Below are 15649 nucleotides of genomic sequence, written 5' to 3'. Positions count from 1 at the left end.
ATTCAGCGCTTGATACCCAGCGCTTCAAGCATTGGCCGGAACTTGGCCCACGTTTCGGCCAGTTCTGCCTCCGGCTGGGAGCCTTCAACGATTCCGCAACCCGCGTACAGCCGCACCGTGTTGGCGTCCTCGATGACCGCGCCCCGGAGCGCGATACCCCATTCGCCATTCCCTGCAGCATCGAGCCAACCCACCGGTCCGGCATACGGGCCGCGGTCCAGATGTTCCAGTTTGCGGATCAGCGCACCAGCTACAAGCGTGGGTGTCCCGCAGACGGCCGCCGTGGGATGCAGAGCGTTGATCAGGGCCAGGCAGGTGGGGACGTGCCCCTCGATATCCGCCAGCTCAGCCTTCACGTCCGAGGCCAAATGCCACACATTGGGCAGTTCCAGGATGAACGGTTCGCTGTGGGAATTCATCGCCTCCGAGAAAGGAGCCAGCTGACGTGTCAGCGAATCGATGGCGATCTCGTGTTCGTGCCGCTGCTTTTCCGAACCGGCCAAAACCCGTTCCGCGTATTCCATGGGGGAGCCGTCCATGCCGTCGGCATCCCGGCGATCCAGGGTCCCCGCCAGCACGCGGGCCTGTGCAGTGCGGCCTTCCACCTGAATCAGCATCTCCGGCGTAGCACCCACAAGTCCGTCCACGCCGTACGTCCAACATTCGCGATACCTTGCCGCAAGCTGACGAAGCACCTCCGCAGCGTTCACGCCATCGGGGAGGTTGGCCACGACGTCGCGCGCCAGTACAAGCTTCTCGAGCTTCCCGGCGCGAATCTCCTCCACGCCGTTGGAAACGGCCTGCATCCAAGCGGCCTCACTCAGGGACCCGCGGCCGAGGTGACCGGCGGAACCGTCCGCAGCAACAGCCTCCGGTGAGAGTCCGACGTCGGATCCTCCGGCCGCTGAACTGTCGCCGTTTGGCTCCGGCTCAGTGAGCCAGCGCTCCACGGAAGCGAGGACACCCGCCTCGGTGAGGGGGCCGTCGTCGAAAGTTAACTGGGTGGCCCAGGCGCGGCCGTCGCGGATGCCAACCACCAGTTCGGGGAGGATCAGGCGGGATACGTGCGGAGAGGTTTTGGAGAAGGCGAATGAGCCGAAAGCCACAGGACCAGTACCCGGTACCTCTACGTGGTCAGTGATTTCCGCCTCAAGAATGAGGTGCCGCCACCAGATATCGGCCTCGAGGAATCTCTCGGGGCCAGTGGCATTAAAGCGCGTCAGCTCGCCATAGCCCACCAGTCCGGCCTCGCGGCGCGACCAGCAAAGTACGTCGTCCCGCACCAGAAACGACGGCAGCCCCCCGGAGGATGTTTCAACATCGAGGGGGACTGTCAAGGTACGGAGCGTGCTCGTCATGATGGAACAACAGTACTCCCGCGCGCAGCCAGAATCTGAGCCGACTTCTACAGCGCAGCAAAGTCGGTTGAATGTCTGAGACAATTACAGGGTGAACCGAGCATCCTTGGAAAAGCGTCCGGACGAAGTTGCGACGATGTTTGATGATGTCGCCCCAAAATACGACGTCGTCAATGATGTCCTGTCCATGGGACAGACGCGGCGTTGGCGGCGGATCGTGGTTGACGCAATGGATGTGAAGGTAGGCCAGAAGGTCCTTGACCTCGCTGCCGGCACTGGAACTTCCAGCGAACCCTACGCTGATGCAGGCGTGGATGTAGTGGCCTGCGACTTCTCCCTGGGCATGCTCAAAGTGGGCAAGCGCCGCCGCCCGGACATCGACTTCATCGCCGGTGACGCCACCAACCTGCCGTTCGCTGACAACAGCTTCGACGCTTCCACCATTTCCTTCGGCCTCCGCAACGTGGTGGAACCCCGCAAGGCCCTCGAGGAAATGCTGCGTGTCACCAAGCCCGGCGGCCGCCTGGTCATCGCCGAGTTCTCCCACCCTGTGGTTCCGCTGTGGCGCAACCTCTACACCGAGTACCTGATGCGCGCCCTTCCGGCGATCGCCACCAAGGTCTCCTCCAATCCGGACGCCTACGTGTACCTCGCCGAGTCCATTCGTGCCTGGCCGGACCAGGACCACTTGGCCCAGTGGCTCAGCGATGCCGGCTGGACGGACATCACGTACCGCAACCTCAGCGGCGGTATCGTTGCTGTCCACCGTGCACAGAAGCCAGGCGAGCACCGTGAAAGTGTTCCCGTGGCAAAGCTCCGCCGCCAGATCAAGCCGCGCCACCAAGTCGGCTAACCAGCACTGCCTGTTGAATTAGGACGTCGTGAAAGTACTGATTGTTGGCGCGGGCCCGGCAGGGTCCACCGCCGCGTATTACCTCGCCCAGTCGGGCATCGATGTCACGGTGCTGGAAAAGACTTCCTTTCCCCGTGAAAAGGTGTGCGGCGACGGCCTTACTCCGCGCGCCGTCCGCGAGATTCAGAAGCTCGGACTTCCCCATGCGGTCTCCGAAGGGTGGAGGCGCAACAAGGGCCTCCGTCTTATTGCCGGTGGTCGCACGATTGAACTTCCTTGGCCCGAGGTAGCTGACTTTCCCACGTACGGCCTGATCCGCACCAGGCTCGGTTTCGACGAGGACCTGGCCCGTCACGCTCAGTCCGCGGGCGCCGTCGTGCTGGAACGCCACAGCGTCACCTCCGCCCTGACTGAGGAGGACGGTCGTGTGATAGGTGCCCGGGCTTCCATCCTGGACGAGTCCGGGCGCAAGACGGGCGAAACGCGCGACTTCCACGCCGACGTCGTCCTCGCCGCTGACGGAAACTCGACGCGAACCGCGGTGTCGCTGGGTATGCACAAGCGTGACGACCGTCCGCTGGGCGTCGCGGTGCGCACCTACTTCACCTCGCCCAGGCACGACGACGACTGGATGGAAGGCTGGCTGGAACTTCCCGGCAAGTCCGGTAAGCCGCTGCCCGGCTACGGCTGGGTGTTTGGTGTTGGCGACGGCACATCCAACGTGGGCCTCGGCATCCTGAACTCGTCCAAGGAATTCGGCAAGCTCGACTACAAGCAGGTTCTCCGCGAATGGACCGCCGCTATGCCCTCCGAGTGGGGCTTTACGCCGGAAAACCAAGTGGGGGAGATCCGCGGGGCAGCGCTGCCCATGGGCTTCAACCGCACGCCGCACTACTCACCCGGGCTGCTCCTGCTGGGCGACGCCGGCGGCATGGTGTCCCCGTTCAACGGCGAAGGCATTTCCTACGCGATGGAATCAGCCCGGTTTGCGGCCGAGTTCTTGATTGACGCTTATTCGCGGTCGTCTTCCGCCGGTTGGTCCACGCACGACGCCGATGCCCACCTTTCGCGGTACGCGGACTATGTGCGGGACCAGTGGGGATCGCACTTCACGCTGGGCCGGATGTTTGCGTCCTTGATTGGAAAGCCTGCCGTGATGAAGCTTGCACTGCGCACGGGAATGCCAATTCCCGTGCTCATGCGATTCGTGGTTCGAATGCTTGCGAACCTCACGGATCCGTCCGCGAAGGGCTTCGAAGACCGCGTGATCCGGGTCCTCGAGATGCTGGTTCCGGCTACGTCCAACACTTCCTCTGCCAGCGCCCTTACGCCGGCAGGCACCGACTCCGCGGTTTCCGCAACAACTAGTTAGGGTTAACCCGTGACGAACTCTGCCGAACACAGCTGGACGCATGCCGGGCACGGCTTGCCGCAGACTGTTGAGCCTGCACCCAACACCACCGCGATCGCAACGGGGCTCCAGCTGCCCGCCGGATTTGCCGCCATTGCGGGCGATGCCGAGCTCGGACCTGCCATCACCACCAACCTCGCCCGGGTGGAGAAGAAGCTCCGCGAAGCTATTTCCAACTCGGACCCTCTGGCTGACGCGACGTCGCGCCACCTGGTGGAAGCCGGCGGAAAGCGTATCCGTCCGCTGCTCACTCTGCTGTGTGCCCACCTCGGCGATGCTTCACGTCCCGAGGTTGTCCAGGCCGCTGTTGTGGTGGAACTGACGCACCTTGCCACGCTGTACCACGACGATGTGATGGACTCAGCTCCCTTCCGCCGCGGTGCTCCCACTGCCCACGAAGTATGGGGCAACTCGGTGGCCATCCTTACCGGGGACCTCATCTTCGCCCGCGCTTCCATCCTGGTGTCCGAGCTCGGTTCGCGTGCACTGGGCATCCAAGCGCGCACGTTTGAGCGCTTGTGCCTCGGCCAGCTCCACGAAACGGTGGGACCGCGTGAAGACGAAGACCCCGTAGAGCACTACCTGTCCGTCATTGCTGACAAGACCGGCTCACTGGTTGCAGCGTCCGGCCAGCTCGGTGCGATCTTCGCCGGTGCCGACGAGTCCTTCGAGGACCTCTTGGTGGAGTACGGCGAGAAGGTTGGTGTCGCCTTCCAGCTCGCCGACGACGTCATCGATGTCACCGGGGTGAAGGTCAAGTCCGGAAAGTCCCCGGGCACCGACCTCCGCGAAGGTGTTCCCACCTTGCCTGTCCTGCTGCTTCGCCGTGATGCTGCTGCCGGCGATGCCTCGGCCAGTGCCTTGTTGGAACTTGTGGATGGCGACTTGTCCTCCGACTCGGCTTTGGCTGAGGTGGTTGCCGGTCTGCGCGAGCACCCGGTCACCGAGGAGTCCTGGAAGATTGCCCGCCAGTGGTCCACCGAGGCAGTTGCTGCCCTGGCCCCGCTGCCCGAGGGCGTTGTGAAGGCCTCCCTGACCAACTTTGCCCACGCCGTGGTGGACCGCAGCAGTTAGGCTTCTTTTGGGTTGGCGGGCGTCCGGACTTTCATAGGCCGGGCGCCTGCTTTTTGTTTCCCCACATTTTTGGGCCCGTAGCCTTGTGGACCCCGTACCGTCACCACCCACTTTGAGCCTGCGAGGGTGGTGACACGCCGGCGGTTGCGGTGTGTTCTGTCCTTGGTGGAACCAAAGTGGGTGGTGGCCGTACGCGCCCAAACTTTTAGTCCCCCGGAAAAACGGAATGGCCCCGGCTCGCTGCAACGTTACGAGTCATACGCTGCACCGAACCGGGACCACAATCTCCGTTCGCATCAGACCCACCGGAGGCATTTAGTGGATCCGTGAAAAGCTTATGACAATCCTGTCACATATGCAACTTCCTGGGTCAATGGTTTTCCCGTTCCCGCAGCGCGATTTACAGCTAAGCGCCGATCCTCCACCACCAACTTTGAATTTTGAAAGTGAGGGACTCGCCGGAGTTAGGGTGTGTCAAAACCTCAGGGCCGCCAAACCAAGTGGTGGAGATACACAGCAGTTATCCACATAGGGGACTTTGCGGCCATATCAGGGTCCCTGCCGAACTCAGCATTGCTACATGGACATCGTCAATTTCCTCCGGAGCCGGCGGGGAGCAGCAACTACGTCCACCCTGATGACCGCGGGCTTCACTCGCCGCATGCTCACAAAAGCGGTGAGGGACGGAGTAGTCAATCGCCTTCATCGCGGCGTCTACACGTCCCGGGCATCAGACCCCGACGTCATTGCCGCCTTTCGAGCCGACGGCTTACTTACCTGCGTCTCGGCAGCGCGCTTCTATGGTCTCTGGACCCTGGGAGGCGTAGACGCTCTCCATCTCAGCTGCAGCACGGGACAAGCGAGACGGGGTGTAGTCCACCACGGAGCCTGCCTGCATCCAGTCCACTCGTATCTACCCATAGCGGGGGTGGCCGATGTCCTGATCCACGCCCTCCGATGTTTGCCTGAGCTGGAAGCACTCGTCATGGTGCAGAGTGCGGTCAGCTTGGCGCTCCTTTCCAAGGATTTCCTGAAATCAAAGCTTCCGGGCAACAGGAATGGCAAGGTTCGGGAAATCCTGGACTTGGTTTTGCCTCGGGCCGACTCGCTCCTGGAAGTGCTCGCGCACACCCACTTCACCAGGGCAGGTCTTAAAGTCCAGATGCACGTGGACGTCCCGGGCGTAGGGGAGGTGGACTGCTTGGTTAACGAATGCCTGATCGTTGAACTCGACGGCGGCACGCACCTTGAGGGAAAACAGGTCAAGAAGGATCAGTATAGGAGCAACGCAGCCATGCGCAGAGGCCTATTGACCCTCCATTACTACTACGTCGATGTCGTTCATCACCCAGAGAGGATGGTCGCCGAAGTCCTGGCAGTTCTGCGCAACAGGGAAGTTGGCCGCTACGCGCCGGCGAGGTACGCGCCTGGGTGGGTGCCGCCGTCGTGAGTTCCCTCGGGGCGTGTACCGCCATCACCAACTTTGACCCCAACATTCTGGCAACACACCCCCGAAGCGGCGTGTCAGGGCAGTTCCAAAATCAAAGTAGGTGGTGGCCGCACGGGGTCCCAATAAAACAGCCCCTTCACAACCCGGAATGGGTGGGAAGGGGCTGCTCGGGACCGAGGAAGTTAGTCTTCGTCGTCGTTGAATGCCCACTCGAACATGTCGAACACGAACTCCGAGAACGTGCCCTCTTCGCTCTTCCACTGGCCGCGGGCGTTGTTGCGGCGCCAGACGATGGGGTCGGGGATGCTGAGGTCGGCTGTGCGGAAGCCCCAGGTGAACTGCTCTTCCTCGTCCTCAAGGAACATGAGGAAACCTTCGTCATCGACTTCGAGTTCCTCGGGGTCCCAGAAGTAGTGGTAGGCCTCCATGAGGTCCTCGCAGCCGCCGATTGCGAGGTAGAACTCGCGCAGCACCAGCGGGATGGTGAAGGAGTGATCGGCGAGGGCGTCATCCAGCTCGGCTGGCGTGAGGCCGTCTTCTTCCTGCCATTCATCCTCGAGATACTTTGGGACCAGCGCGCGGAACTTCTCGAGGAACATGTCAGTCATGCTCTTATCCTAGCTAATCCCGGGCACCTGAAATTGCGCCCCCACCGGTGCCTGCGCGATGCCAACCACGCACAGCCAAGGGCACATACCAGCCGCGGCGCCAGGCGGTTACCCGGAAAGTGAAAACGACACCGGCAATGACACAGGCGGTAAGCCCGCTGAACAGGCCAAGGTGCCACAGCAACGTGGTCAAACCGGCGCCCACGAAGGCAGGCAGTGCGTAGATATCGCGGTTGTTGAACAGGGTAGGGACTTCGTTGGCGGTGATATCACGGAGCAGGCCGCCGCCCACTCCCGTGGTGACTCCCAGGAGGATCGCAGCCACCGGGTTCATGCCGGCACTGATGGCCTTCAGGGTGCCGGTAATGCAAAACAATGCCAACCCGCCGGCGTCGAACAGCGTCAAAAGGGACGTGAAACGCTGCACTGACGAGAAAAGGTAGTAGACCAGCAGGGCAGCCAGCGCGGGCGGGGCCAGGTAGGCAGGATTCGTGAAGGCGATCGGGGGCCCTGCGTTGATCACGATGTCGCGGATCACGCCACCGCCCAGCGCCGCAATGGAAGCGAGCAGCACCGAACCAACAAAGTCGAACTGCTTCCGGGCGGCCAACAACGAGCCCGACACAGCAAAAAAGAACACGCCGATGAGGTCAAGCCAAAGAAGAACAATGTCAAAGGAAATCAAGTGGACTGGTTCTTTCTTAACGTGCTTCACAACAGGTGCGGGCTCAACGTTACGCTAGCTCCCATGAACAGCCCCGTTTTGATCGCTTGCGCCCACGGAACCCGCAACGCCGAAGGCCAGGCTGCCATCCGACGCGTTATGGCAGAAATTGAAACCCTCCGCCCCGGTTTGCGTGTAGTCGAGGCGTACGTTGACGTGCAGGAACCCGAGTTGGGTGGAGTGGTGGAGGGACTGCCCGAGGGGACTGCCGCCGTCGTCGTACCGCTTTTGCTTTCCACGGGCTTCCACATCAAGGTGGACGTGCCCAAGGCGATCAAGAGCCGGCCCGAGGTGGTGGCCGCCAGGCCGTTGGGCCCGGATCCGCGTTTGGCCGAGCTGTTGGCCGCCCACCTCCGTGCGGCTGGCCTGACAGAGAACGACGGCGTGCTGCTGGCTGCCGCGGGATCATCCCTTCCGGACGGCTCGGTTGACTCGGAAGAGCAGGCGCGACTCCTCGGCGAGTTGCTGCCCAACAAGGTGCGCGTCGCCTATGGCGCCAGTGCCCAGCCAACAGTGCCCGACGGCGTTGCCTCCTTGCGTGCGGAACTCGCCGCCGACGGTGGGACCGGCAGGGTGTTCATTGCCTCATACCTGCTGGCAACCGGCTATTTCCACGACCAGCTGGCGAAGGCCGGCGCGGACATTGTTGCGGCTCCGTTGCTGCCGTCGAAGGTGCTCGCCGAGATCGCGCTGGAAAGATACGACGCAGTATTGGAAAGGCTCTCCTAACCTTTATTTACGCGGAAAAGGGACGAAATGGACCTGCACAAAACAGGTCCTCCGAACAAGGCCGCTGGCGTGTTCGTGACGAAATGTTTCCCTAGGTGACTTCGCGTTTCCGGACCTTTGCTGGCGAAAACTTGCCAGACCTACAGTCGATGTATGACAGATACAGCTGTAGCCGGTGCGTCCTCGGACACCGCAGTCCCCTCGCGTCCGGCACGCACCCGCCCTGCCGCCAAGCCCCACGGCCAGTGGAAGGTTGACGGCACCGCTCCACTCAACGCCAACGAAACCTGGAAGCAGGAAGATAACGGGCTGAACGTCCGTGAGCGGATTGAGTCTGTCTACTCCAAAGAGGGCTTCGATTCGATTGACGGAACGGACCTTCACGGTCGCTTCCGCTGGTGGGGCCTCTACACCCAGCGCAAGCCCGGGATCGACGGCGGCAAGACCGCAACGCTGGAACCGCACGAGCTCGAAGACAAGTACTTCATGCTGCGCGTGCGCATCGACGGCGGTGCGCTGACCACCGAGCAGCTTCGCGTGATCGGCCAGATTTCCGTGGACTTCGCCCGCGGCTCGGCCGACCTCACGGACCGCCAGAACATCCAGCTGCACTGGATCCGCGTTGAGGATGTGCCGGAGATCTGGCGCCGCCTTGAAGGCATTGGCCTGTCCACCACAGAGGCCTGCGGCGACGTTCCCCGCGTCATTCTCGGCTCCCCGGTTGCGGGTATCGCCAAGGACGAGATCATCGATCCCACCCCGCTGATCCACGAGCTCGCCGAACGTTTCATCGGCGATCCCGAACTGGCGAACTTGCCGCGCAAATACAAGACGGCCATCACGGGCCACCCGTCCCAGGACGTGGTGCACGAAATCAATGACTTCGCCCTGGTGGGCGTAGTCCACCCTGAGCTCGGCGCCGGCTACGATCTCTGGGTTGGCGGCGGCTTGTCCACCAACCCGCGGCTCGCCGAACGCCTTGGCGTGTTCGTGTCGGCTGACGTTGCCGCTGAGGTATGGCTCGGCGTCACCAGCATCTTCCGTGACTACGGCTACCGCCGCATGCGCACCAAGGCCCGCCTGAAGTTCCTCATGAACGACTGGGGTCCCGCAAAGTTCCGCCAGATCCTGGAGGACGAGTACCTCGGTTTCAAGCTTCCCGACGGCCCGGCCGCTCCCAAGCCCACGGCCCCGGGAGATCACATTGGTGTCCACGAGCAGAAGGACGGCAAGTTCTTCATCGGCGTGACTCCCACCGTTGGCCGTACGTCCGGCGAGGCACTTGTCACCTTGGCGGACACCCTGGAGAAGCACGGCAGCTACCGTCTGCGCACTACTCCCCACCAGAAGCTGGTCATCCTGGACGTGGCCAAGGAGCAGGTCGAGCCGCTCATTGCCGAACTGAACACCTTGGGCCTCTCGGCTCGTCCCTCCGTGTTCCGCCGCGGCACCATCGCTTGCACGGGCATCGAGTTCTGCAAGCTGGCCATCGTCGAAACCAAGGTCACCGCAGCTACGGCCATCGCTGAGCTGGAGCGCCGCTTGGCCGACCTCGTGGAATCAAAGCAGCTGCCCTCCGCACTCTCCCTCCACATCAACGGCTGCCCGAACTCCTGCGCACGTATCCAGACGGCCGATATCGGCCTGAAGGGCATGATGCTGCCAACGCCCGACGGCGACCCCACCCCGGGTTTCCAGGTCCACCTCGGTGGCGGGCTGGCTAACAACGAGCGCGAGGAAGCCGGTTTGGGACGTACCGTCCGCGGCCTCAAGGTCACTGTGGAAGACCTGCCCGATTACGTGGAGCGTGTGGTCCGTAAATTCGTCGCCGTGGGCGCCGAGGGCCAGACCTTCGCGGAGTGGGCACACTCGGCAGATGAAGGAGATCTCCAATGACAGATCCCGTCACCATAACCAACCTCGCCAGCGCAGCAGCCCGGCCGGCACTGCGCTCCCATGAAGAGCTCAAGGCCCTGGCTGAACAAGGCGCTGCTGAGCTCGGCTGGAACGCCCCCGCCCGCGATGTCATCGCTTGGGTAGCCCGGAACTTCGAGCTGCCCACGGTGACGGTGGCCTGCTCTATGGCCGACGCCGTCCTGCCGGCTTTGGTCGCGGACCAGCTTCCCGGCGTCGACGTTTTGTTCCTGGAGACCGGCTACCACTTCAAGGAAACGTACGAGACCCGCGACGAAGTTGCAGCGAACCTGCGCGTCAACGTAGTGGACGTTCTTCCGGAGAACACCGTGGAACAGCAGGACCGCCTCCTGGGCAAGGACCTGTTCGCCCGCGACCCTGCCCAGTGCTGCGCGCTGCGCAAAGTCCAGCCGCTACGCCGTTCGCTGGCCGGCTACGAGGTGTGGTTCACCGGTGTCCGACGTGACGAGGGACCCACCCGCACCAACACCCCGGTGATCACCTGGGATGAGGGTTTCGGCCTGGTCAAGGTGAACCCGATGGTCGATTGGACCTTCGATCAGCTGATCGAGTACTCCGAGGACAACATCCTTCCCGTCAACCCCCTCCTGAGCCAGGGCTACCCGTCCATCGGCTGCCAGCCCTGCACCCGCAAGGTGGCCCCGGGCGAAGACCCCCGCGCCGGCCGCTGGGCAGGATCCGACAAGACAGAATGCGGACTACACACATGAGCACTTACACAACAGAGGAGTCCACGGTGGAAGTTGCAGCGGCAGTCGACGCCCCTTCAGTCGAGCGTCTCTCCAGCCTGGACACCCTCGAGTCCGAAGCGATTCATATCATCCGTGAGGTTGTTGCCGAGTTCGAGAAGCCTGCGCTGCTGTTCTCCGGCGGCAAGGATTCCGTGGTCATGCTGCACCTGGCCACCAAGGCGTTCTGGCCGGGCAAGGTTCCCTTTCCCGTCCTGCACGTGGACACAGGCCACAACTTCCCCGAGGTCATCGACTTCCGCGACCGCACGGTTGAACGTCTCGGCCTGAAGCTCGTTGTCGGTTCCGTACAGGAGTTCATCGACCGCGGCGAACTGGCCGAGCGTGCCGATGGCACCCGCAACCCGCTGCAGACTGTTCCGCTCCTGGACGCTATCCAGCGCAACAAGTTCGACGCCGTATTCGGCGGCGGCCGTCGTGACGAGGACAAGGCCCGGGCCAAGGAGCGCATCCTGAGCCTCCGTGACGAGTTCGGCCAGTGGGATCCGCGCAACCAGCGCCCCGAGTTGTGGAACCTGTACAACGGCCGCCACACCGTGGGCCAGCACGTCCGCGCGTTCCCCATCAGCAACTGGACTGAGCTGGACATCTGGCGCTACATCGAGCGCGAGAACATCGAGCTCCCCGGCCTGTACTACGCCCACGAGCGTGAGGTTTTCGCCCGCGACGGAATGTGGCGCGCGGTAGGCGAGGTTTCCGAACCGTTGCCGCACGAGGAAGTCATCACCAAGCTCGTGCGCTACCGCACCGTGGGCGACATGTCCTGCACCGGTGCCGTCGAGTCCGATGCCCGCACCGTGGCCGACGTCGTAGTTGAAGTCGCTGCCTCCACCCTGACCGAACGTGGCGCCACCCGAGCAGATGACCGCATCTCCGAGGCAGCCATGGAAGACCGCAAGAAGGACGGCTACTTCTAAATGAGCACCGAAACACTGGCTGCCGGGCTGGAAACAGCTCTGCCCACAACCCTGTTCCGCTTCGCTACCGCCGGGTCGGTGGACGACGGTAAATCCACTTTGGTGGGCCGCCTCCTTCACGATTCCAAGGCGATTCTTGCTGACACGCTCGACGCCGTTGCCCGCACCTCCGCGGACCGCGGCTTTGGCGGAGAAAAGGGCGGGATTGACCTCGCCCTCCTTACGGACGGACTGCGCGCCGAGCGCGAGCAGGGCATCACCATCGATGTCGCTTACCGCTACTTCGCCACGGACCGCCGCAGCTTCATCCTGGCGGACTGCCCCGGCCACGTTCAGTACACCAAGAACACGGTGACCGGTGCGTCCACTGCGGATGCCGTCGTCGTACTTATCGACGCCCGTAAGGGTGTGCTGGAGCAGACCCGCCGTCACCTGTCCGTGTTGCAGCTGCTGCGCGTTGCCCACGTGATTGTTGCCGTGAACAAGATCGACCTTGTTGATTTCAGCGAGCAGGTGTTCCGCGACATCGAAGCGGACGTGCAGAAGGTTGCGCGTGAGCTTGGTCTGGGTTCCGATGGCGTTGCTGATCTTCTGGTGGTTCCCGTTTCGGCCCTTGACGGCGACAACGTGGTGGACCGCTCGGAGCGCACCCCTTGGTACACCGGTCCTGCGTTGCTTGAGGTTCTCGAAACCCTCCCGGCTGCTGACGAGCTCGAGGCCGAACTGGAGAGCTTCCGCTTCCCGGTCCAGCTGGTGATCCGTCCGCAGGGTGCCCTGGCTCCGGACGCTGTTACCGCCGGGCTCGATGTGGAGGCGTACCGCGATTACCGCGCCTACGCCGGCCAGATCACTGAGGGCTCCGTCAAGGTTGGCGACGAAGTATCCGTCATCAGCCCGGGCCACGAGCCGCGCACCACCACGGTGATCGGCATCGACTTTGCCGGTCAGTCGCTCGAGGAGGCCGCGGCGCCGCAGTCGGTGGCTGTCCGCCTGGCTGACGAGATCGACATCGCCCGCGGTGACACCATCGCTGCTGCCGGGACTGTCCGTGAGAGCACAGCTGACCTGTACGCGTCGTTGGCATGGCTCTCACCCAAACCGCTCCGCGAAGGCCAGAAGGTCCTGGTGAAGCACGGTACGCGCACGGTCCAAGCCCTGGTCCGCAACGTCACCGGAAAGTTGGACCTGGCTACGTTTAACGTTGAGCCGGCCTCGAACCTTGAGCTCAACGACATCGGGCACGCACAGCTCCGCTTGTCCGCTCCGTTGCCGCTGGAAAACTATCTGCACCACCGCCGCACCGGCGCGTTCCTGGTGATCGACCCCATCGATGGCAACACCCTTGCCGCCGGTTTGGTCAAGGACCACCCGGGCGACCACGAAGACGAACGTTACGTCATCTAGGGTCATACGTAGTCACAAAAACCGCAGCTTGTTCGCGACTCCTCACGTTGTACGGCGGGAATTTCGAACAGGCTGCGGTTTTCTTTTTGGGAAGGACCCATGCCACAGAACACCACACTCAGCACGCTCCTCAACGCCGGCAAGGACCTGGTCCTGGACGGCGCCTTGGCCACGGAACTGGAGGCACACGGCTGCGACTTGGAGGACGCGTTGTGGTCTGCCAAGGTCCTGCTGGAGCAGCCGCACCTGATAAAGCAGGTGCACCGCGACTACTTCGACGCCGGCGCCTCCGTAGCCATTACGGCCAGCTACCAAGCGACGCCACAAGGTTTCGCACGGCGTGGGTTGTCGGTTGATGAGTCCTTGGAGTTGGTGGCCTTGAGTGTCCGGTTGGCCGACGAAGCCCGCCAGGAAGCCTTGGCGGAGGACTCTGCGCGTGGGCCGCTTTTGGTGGCCGGATCCGTGGGTCCTTATGGCGCCTACCTCGCTGATGGCTCTGAGTATCGGGGCGATTACACGCTTTCCGCCGAGGAATTCCGGAACTTCCATCGGCCCCGGATTGCCGCCCTCGTGAAAGCCGGCGCGGATTTCCTTGCGTGCGAGACGCTGCCGTCGTACGCCGAAGCGGAGGCGCTCGTGGCGCTCGTGGCGGAGTTCGACGTCGAATCCTGGTTCACGTTCACGCTGCGGGACAGCGACCACATCAGCGACGGAACATCGATTGAGGACGTGGCTGCCCTGCTCAGCGCGGAACCGCGGGTGGCAGCCGTCGGCGTTAATTGTGTGCCGCTGGAGCTGGTGACGGATGCGCTCGGCACCTTGCAGGAGTCCTCCAGCAAGCCGCTGGTCGCCTACCCGAATTCGGGGGAGAGCTACGATGCCGTAACCAAAACGTGGGGTCCGTCGGAGGGCGTTCAGGGCAACGGAACCTTGGCCGGCAACGCTGCTGGATGGCAGGACCGGGGTGCCCGTGTCATAGGTGGCTGCTGCCGCACAACTCCGCGCGACATTGAAGGACTGGCAGCGAATATGACGCCACGTGAACCTGCGTGAACCTTGATTTCTACGGGATTGAAGCCGAAATATGACAGTCCCTACTGTGAAGGCATGACCTCTCCGGAATGGTCCTTGCTTGCCCTCGACGGGCGATGTCACGGGGCCTGATCTTCGCCCCGCTCGCATCCACATCTCCTAAGGACCCAACCCCATGGCTAACACCCCCGAGTCACCCAACACCGGCACCACCCGCATCGTCGCCGGTGAGACGGCCTCCAAGCCCAAGCGCCGCCGTACCGTAGAGATCGCCCTGGCCGTCGGCCTGGTGCTCCTCATCGGCGCAGGCGCCGCAGTCGCTTCCGCTGTCTCGCAGAACAACCAGGCCGCCCCGGCCCCGACTACCTCGCCGGCTGCCGAGCTGAAGCTCGGGTACTTCAGTAACGTGACCCACGGCCCGGCGCTGGTAGGCACTAGCAAGGGCCTGATCGCCAAGGAACTCGGCGATACCAAGCTCAGCACACAGGTCTTCAACGCCGGCCCCGCCGCGATCGAAGCCCTGAACGCCGGCGCCATCGATGCCACGTACATCGGTCCGAACCCTGCCATCAACTCCTACGTCAAGAGCAACGGCGAGTCCATCAGCATCATCGCCGGTGCCGCTGCCGGCGGTGCGCAGCTGGTGGTCAAGCCGGAGATCAACTCCGCTGCCGACCTCAAAGGCAAGATCCTCAGCTCCCCGCAGCTCGGCGGAACCCAGGACGTGGCCCTCCGCGCCTGGCTCGGTGACCAGGGCTTCAAGACCAACACTGATGGCAGCGGCGACGTGAACATCAACCCCACCGAAAACGCCCAGTCGCTGAAGCTCTTCACCGACGGAAAGCTCGACGGCGCGTGGTTGCCTGAGCCGTGGGCTTCCCGCCTGGTGCTCGAAGCCGGAGCGAAGGTCCTGGTGGATGAGAAGGACCTGTGGGAGAACGGTGATTTCACCACCACCATCCTGATCGTGAACAAGAAGTTCGCCGCAGAACACCCCGAAACGGTGAAGGCACTCCTGAAGGGCCACGTGGAATCCGTGAACTGGCTCAACTCCGCTTCCGCTTCGGAGAAGGCCACCACGATCAACGCGGTCCTGAAGGACACGGCGGGTAAGCCGCTTCCGGCGGATGTTATTGAACGGGCGTTGCAGAACATCAAGTTCACCACCGACCCGCTCGCTGGAACGTACAACAAGCTCCTCGACGACGGCGTCAAGGCAGGCACCACCAAGCAGGCCGACATCAACGGCATCTTCGACCTCCGCACCCTGAACGAGGTCGAAGGCAAGAAAACCTCAGCCGCAGGACTCGGCCAGGACTAAGCAGTAACAGGCTGGTCCGCTTCCCTCCCATCTACCGGGGAAGCGGGCCGGCCTTTGGCCACATCAGCTCTACCAATCAACATG

At 63.0% G+C, this 15649-nt stretch carries 14 protein-coding genes; 11 read left to right on the top strand and 3 right to left on the bottom strand.

Translation table 11 applies throughout. The features are described from left to right. Window positions 1–2: 2 nt before the first annotated feature. Window positions 3–1358: an isochorismate synthase MenF gene (locus ACIQTW_RS05660; RefSeq protein ID WP_402934599.1), complete on the bottom strand. Its 1356-nt coding sequence runs from the start codon at window positions 1356–1358 to the stop codon at window positions 3–5. Window positions 1359–1449: 91 nt separating this feature from the next. On the opposite strand from ACIQTW_RS05660, the gene ACIQTW_RS05655 reads away from it, so the two are divergent. From ACIQTW_RS05655 to ACIQTW_RS05640, 4 genes are all read left to right on the top strand, one after another. Then, on the top strand, window positions 1450–2211 hold the full coding sequence (locus ACIQTW_RS05655; protein WP_402934596.1) for a demethylmenaquinone methyltransferase: 762 nt from the start codon (window positions 1450–1452) through the stop codon (window positions 2209–2211). Between the two features lie 28 nt (window positions 2212–2239). Next, window positions 2240–3583: a geranylgeranyl reductase family protein gene (locus ACIQTW_RS05650; protein WP_402934593.1), complete on the top strand. Its 1344-nt coding sequence runs from the start codon at window positions 2240–2242 to the stop codon at window positions 3581–3583. A 9-nt stretch (window positions 3584–3592) separates the two neighbouring features. After that, entirely contained in the window at window positions 3593–4696 is a 1104-nt protein-coding gene (locus ACIQTW_RS05645; RefSeq protein WP_402934590.1) for a polyprenyl synthetase family protein, read from the top strand. A 580-nt stretch (window positions 4697–5276) separates the two neighbouring features. Then, window positions 5277–6146 carry a type IV toxin-antitoxin system AbiEi family antitoxin domain-containing protein gene (locus ACIQTW_RS05640; RefSeq protein WP_402934587.1) on the top strand — a complete coding sequence of 290 codons (870 nt, stop codon included), beginning with the start codon at window positions 5277–5279 and terminating at the stop codon, window positions 6144–6146. Window positions 6147–6328: 182 nt separating this feature from the next. On the opposite strand, the gene ACIQTW_RS05635 is transcribed toward ACIQTW_RS05640, so the two are convergent. After that, window positions 6329–6754, bottom strand: a complete 426-nt coding sequence (locus tag ACIQTW_RS05635; RefSeq protein ID WP_402934584.1) for a hypothetical protein — start codon at window positions 6752–6754, stop codon at window positions 6329–6331. 13 nt (window positions 6755–6767) lie between these two features. Beyond that, a complete protein-coding gene (locus tag ACIQTW_RS05630) occupies window positions 6768–7439 on the bottom strand; it encodes a trimeric intracellular cation channel family protein (protein ID WP_402934581.1) in 672 nt (223 codons plus the stop codon). Between ACIQTW_RS05630 and ACIQTW_RS05625 the strand changes: the two genes are divergently transcribed. The 7 genes from ACIQTW_RS05625 to ACIQTW_RS05595 all read left to right on the top strand — a co-directional run bounded on the left by ACIQTW_RS05625 (window position 7440) and on the right by ACIQTW_RS05595 (window position 15565). Then, the gene (locus ACIQTW_RS05625; protein ID WP_402934578.1) at window positions 7440–8207 is read left to right on the top strand and encodes a sirohydrochlorin chelatase; all 768 of its coding nucleotides are present in this window, start codon (window positions 7440–7442) and stop codon (window positions 8205–8207) included. 153 nt (window positions 8208–8360) lie between these two features. Then, window positions 8361–10103 (top strand): nitrite/sulfite reductase, encoded by a 1743-nt coding sequence (locus ACIQTW_RS05620; RefSeq protein WP_402934575.1) that lies wholly within the window; start codon window positions 8361–8363, stop codon window positions 10101–10103. Then, entirely contained in the window at window positions 10100–10852 is a 753-nt protein-coding gene (locus ACIQTW_RS05615; RefSeq protein ID WP_091469237.1) for a phosphoadenylyl-sulfate reductase, read from the top strand. Before ACIQTW_RS05620 ends, ACIQTW_RS05615 begins: the two co-directional genes overlap by 4 nt. Then, window positions 10849–11808 (top strand): sulfate adenylyltransferase subunit CysD, encoded by a 960-nt coding sequence (gene cysD / locus ACIQTW_RS05610; RefSeq protein ID WP_402934572.1) that lies wholly within the window; start codon window positions 10849–10851, stop codon window positions 11806–11808. Before ACIQTW_RS05615 ends, cysD begins: the two co-directional genes overlap by 4 nt. Beyond that, window positions 11809–13212, top strand: coding sequence for a sulfate adenylyltransferase subunit 1 (locus tag ACIQTW_RS05605; RefSeq protein ID WP_402934569.1), 1404 nt, complete (start codon window positions 11809–11811; stop codon window positions 13210–13212). A 99-nt stretch (window positions 13213–13311) separates the two neighbouring features. After that, entirely contained in the window at window positions 13312–14265 is a 954-nt protein-coding gene (gene mmuM, locus ACIQTW_RS05600; RefSeq protein WP_402934566.1) for a homocysteine S-methyltransferase, read from the top strand. A gap of 154 nt (window positions 14266–14419) precedes the next feature. Then, window positions 14420–15565 carry an ABC transporter substrate-binding protein gene (locus ACIQTW_RS05595; RefSeq protein WP_402934563.1) on the top strand — a complete coding sequence of 382 codons (1146 nt, stop codon included), beginning with the start codon at window positions 14420–14422 and terminating at the stop codon, window positions 15563–15565. Window positions 15566–15649: the final 84 nt, after the last annotated feature.

Origin of the sequence: Paenarthrobacter sp. NPDC090517 (genome assembly GCF_044769165.1) — a bacterium.
Lineage (GTDB): Bacteria > Actinomycetota > Actinomycetes > Actinomycetales > Micrococcaceae > Arthrobacter.
Note: the sequence above shows the minus strand (reverse complement) of the source record. Positions and strands in the feature narration are given on the sequence as shown.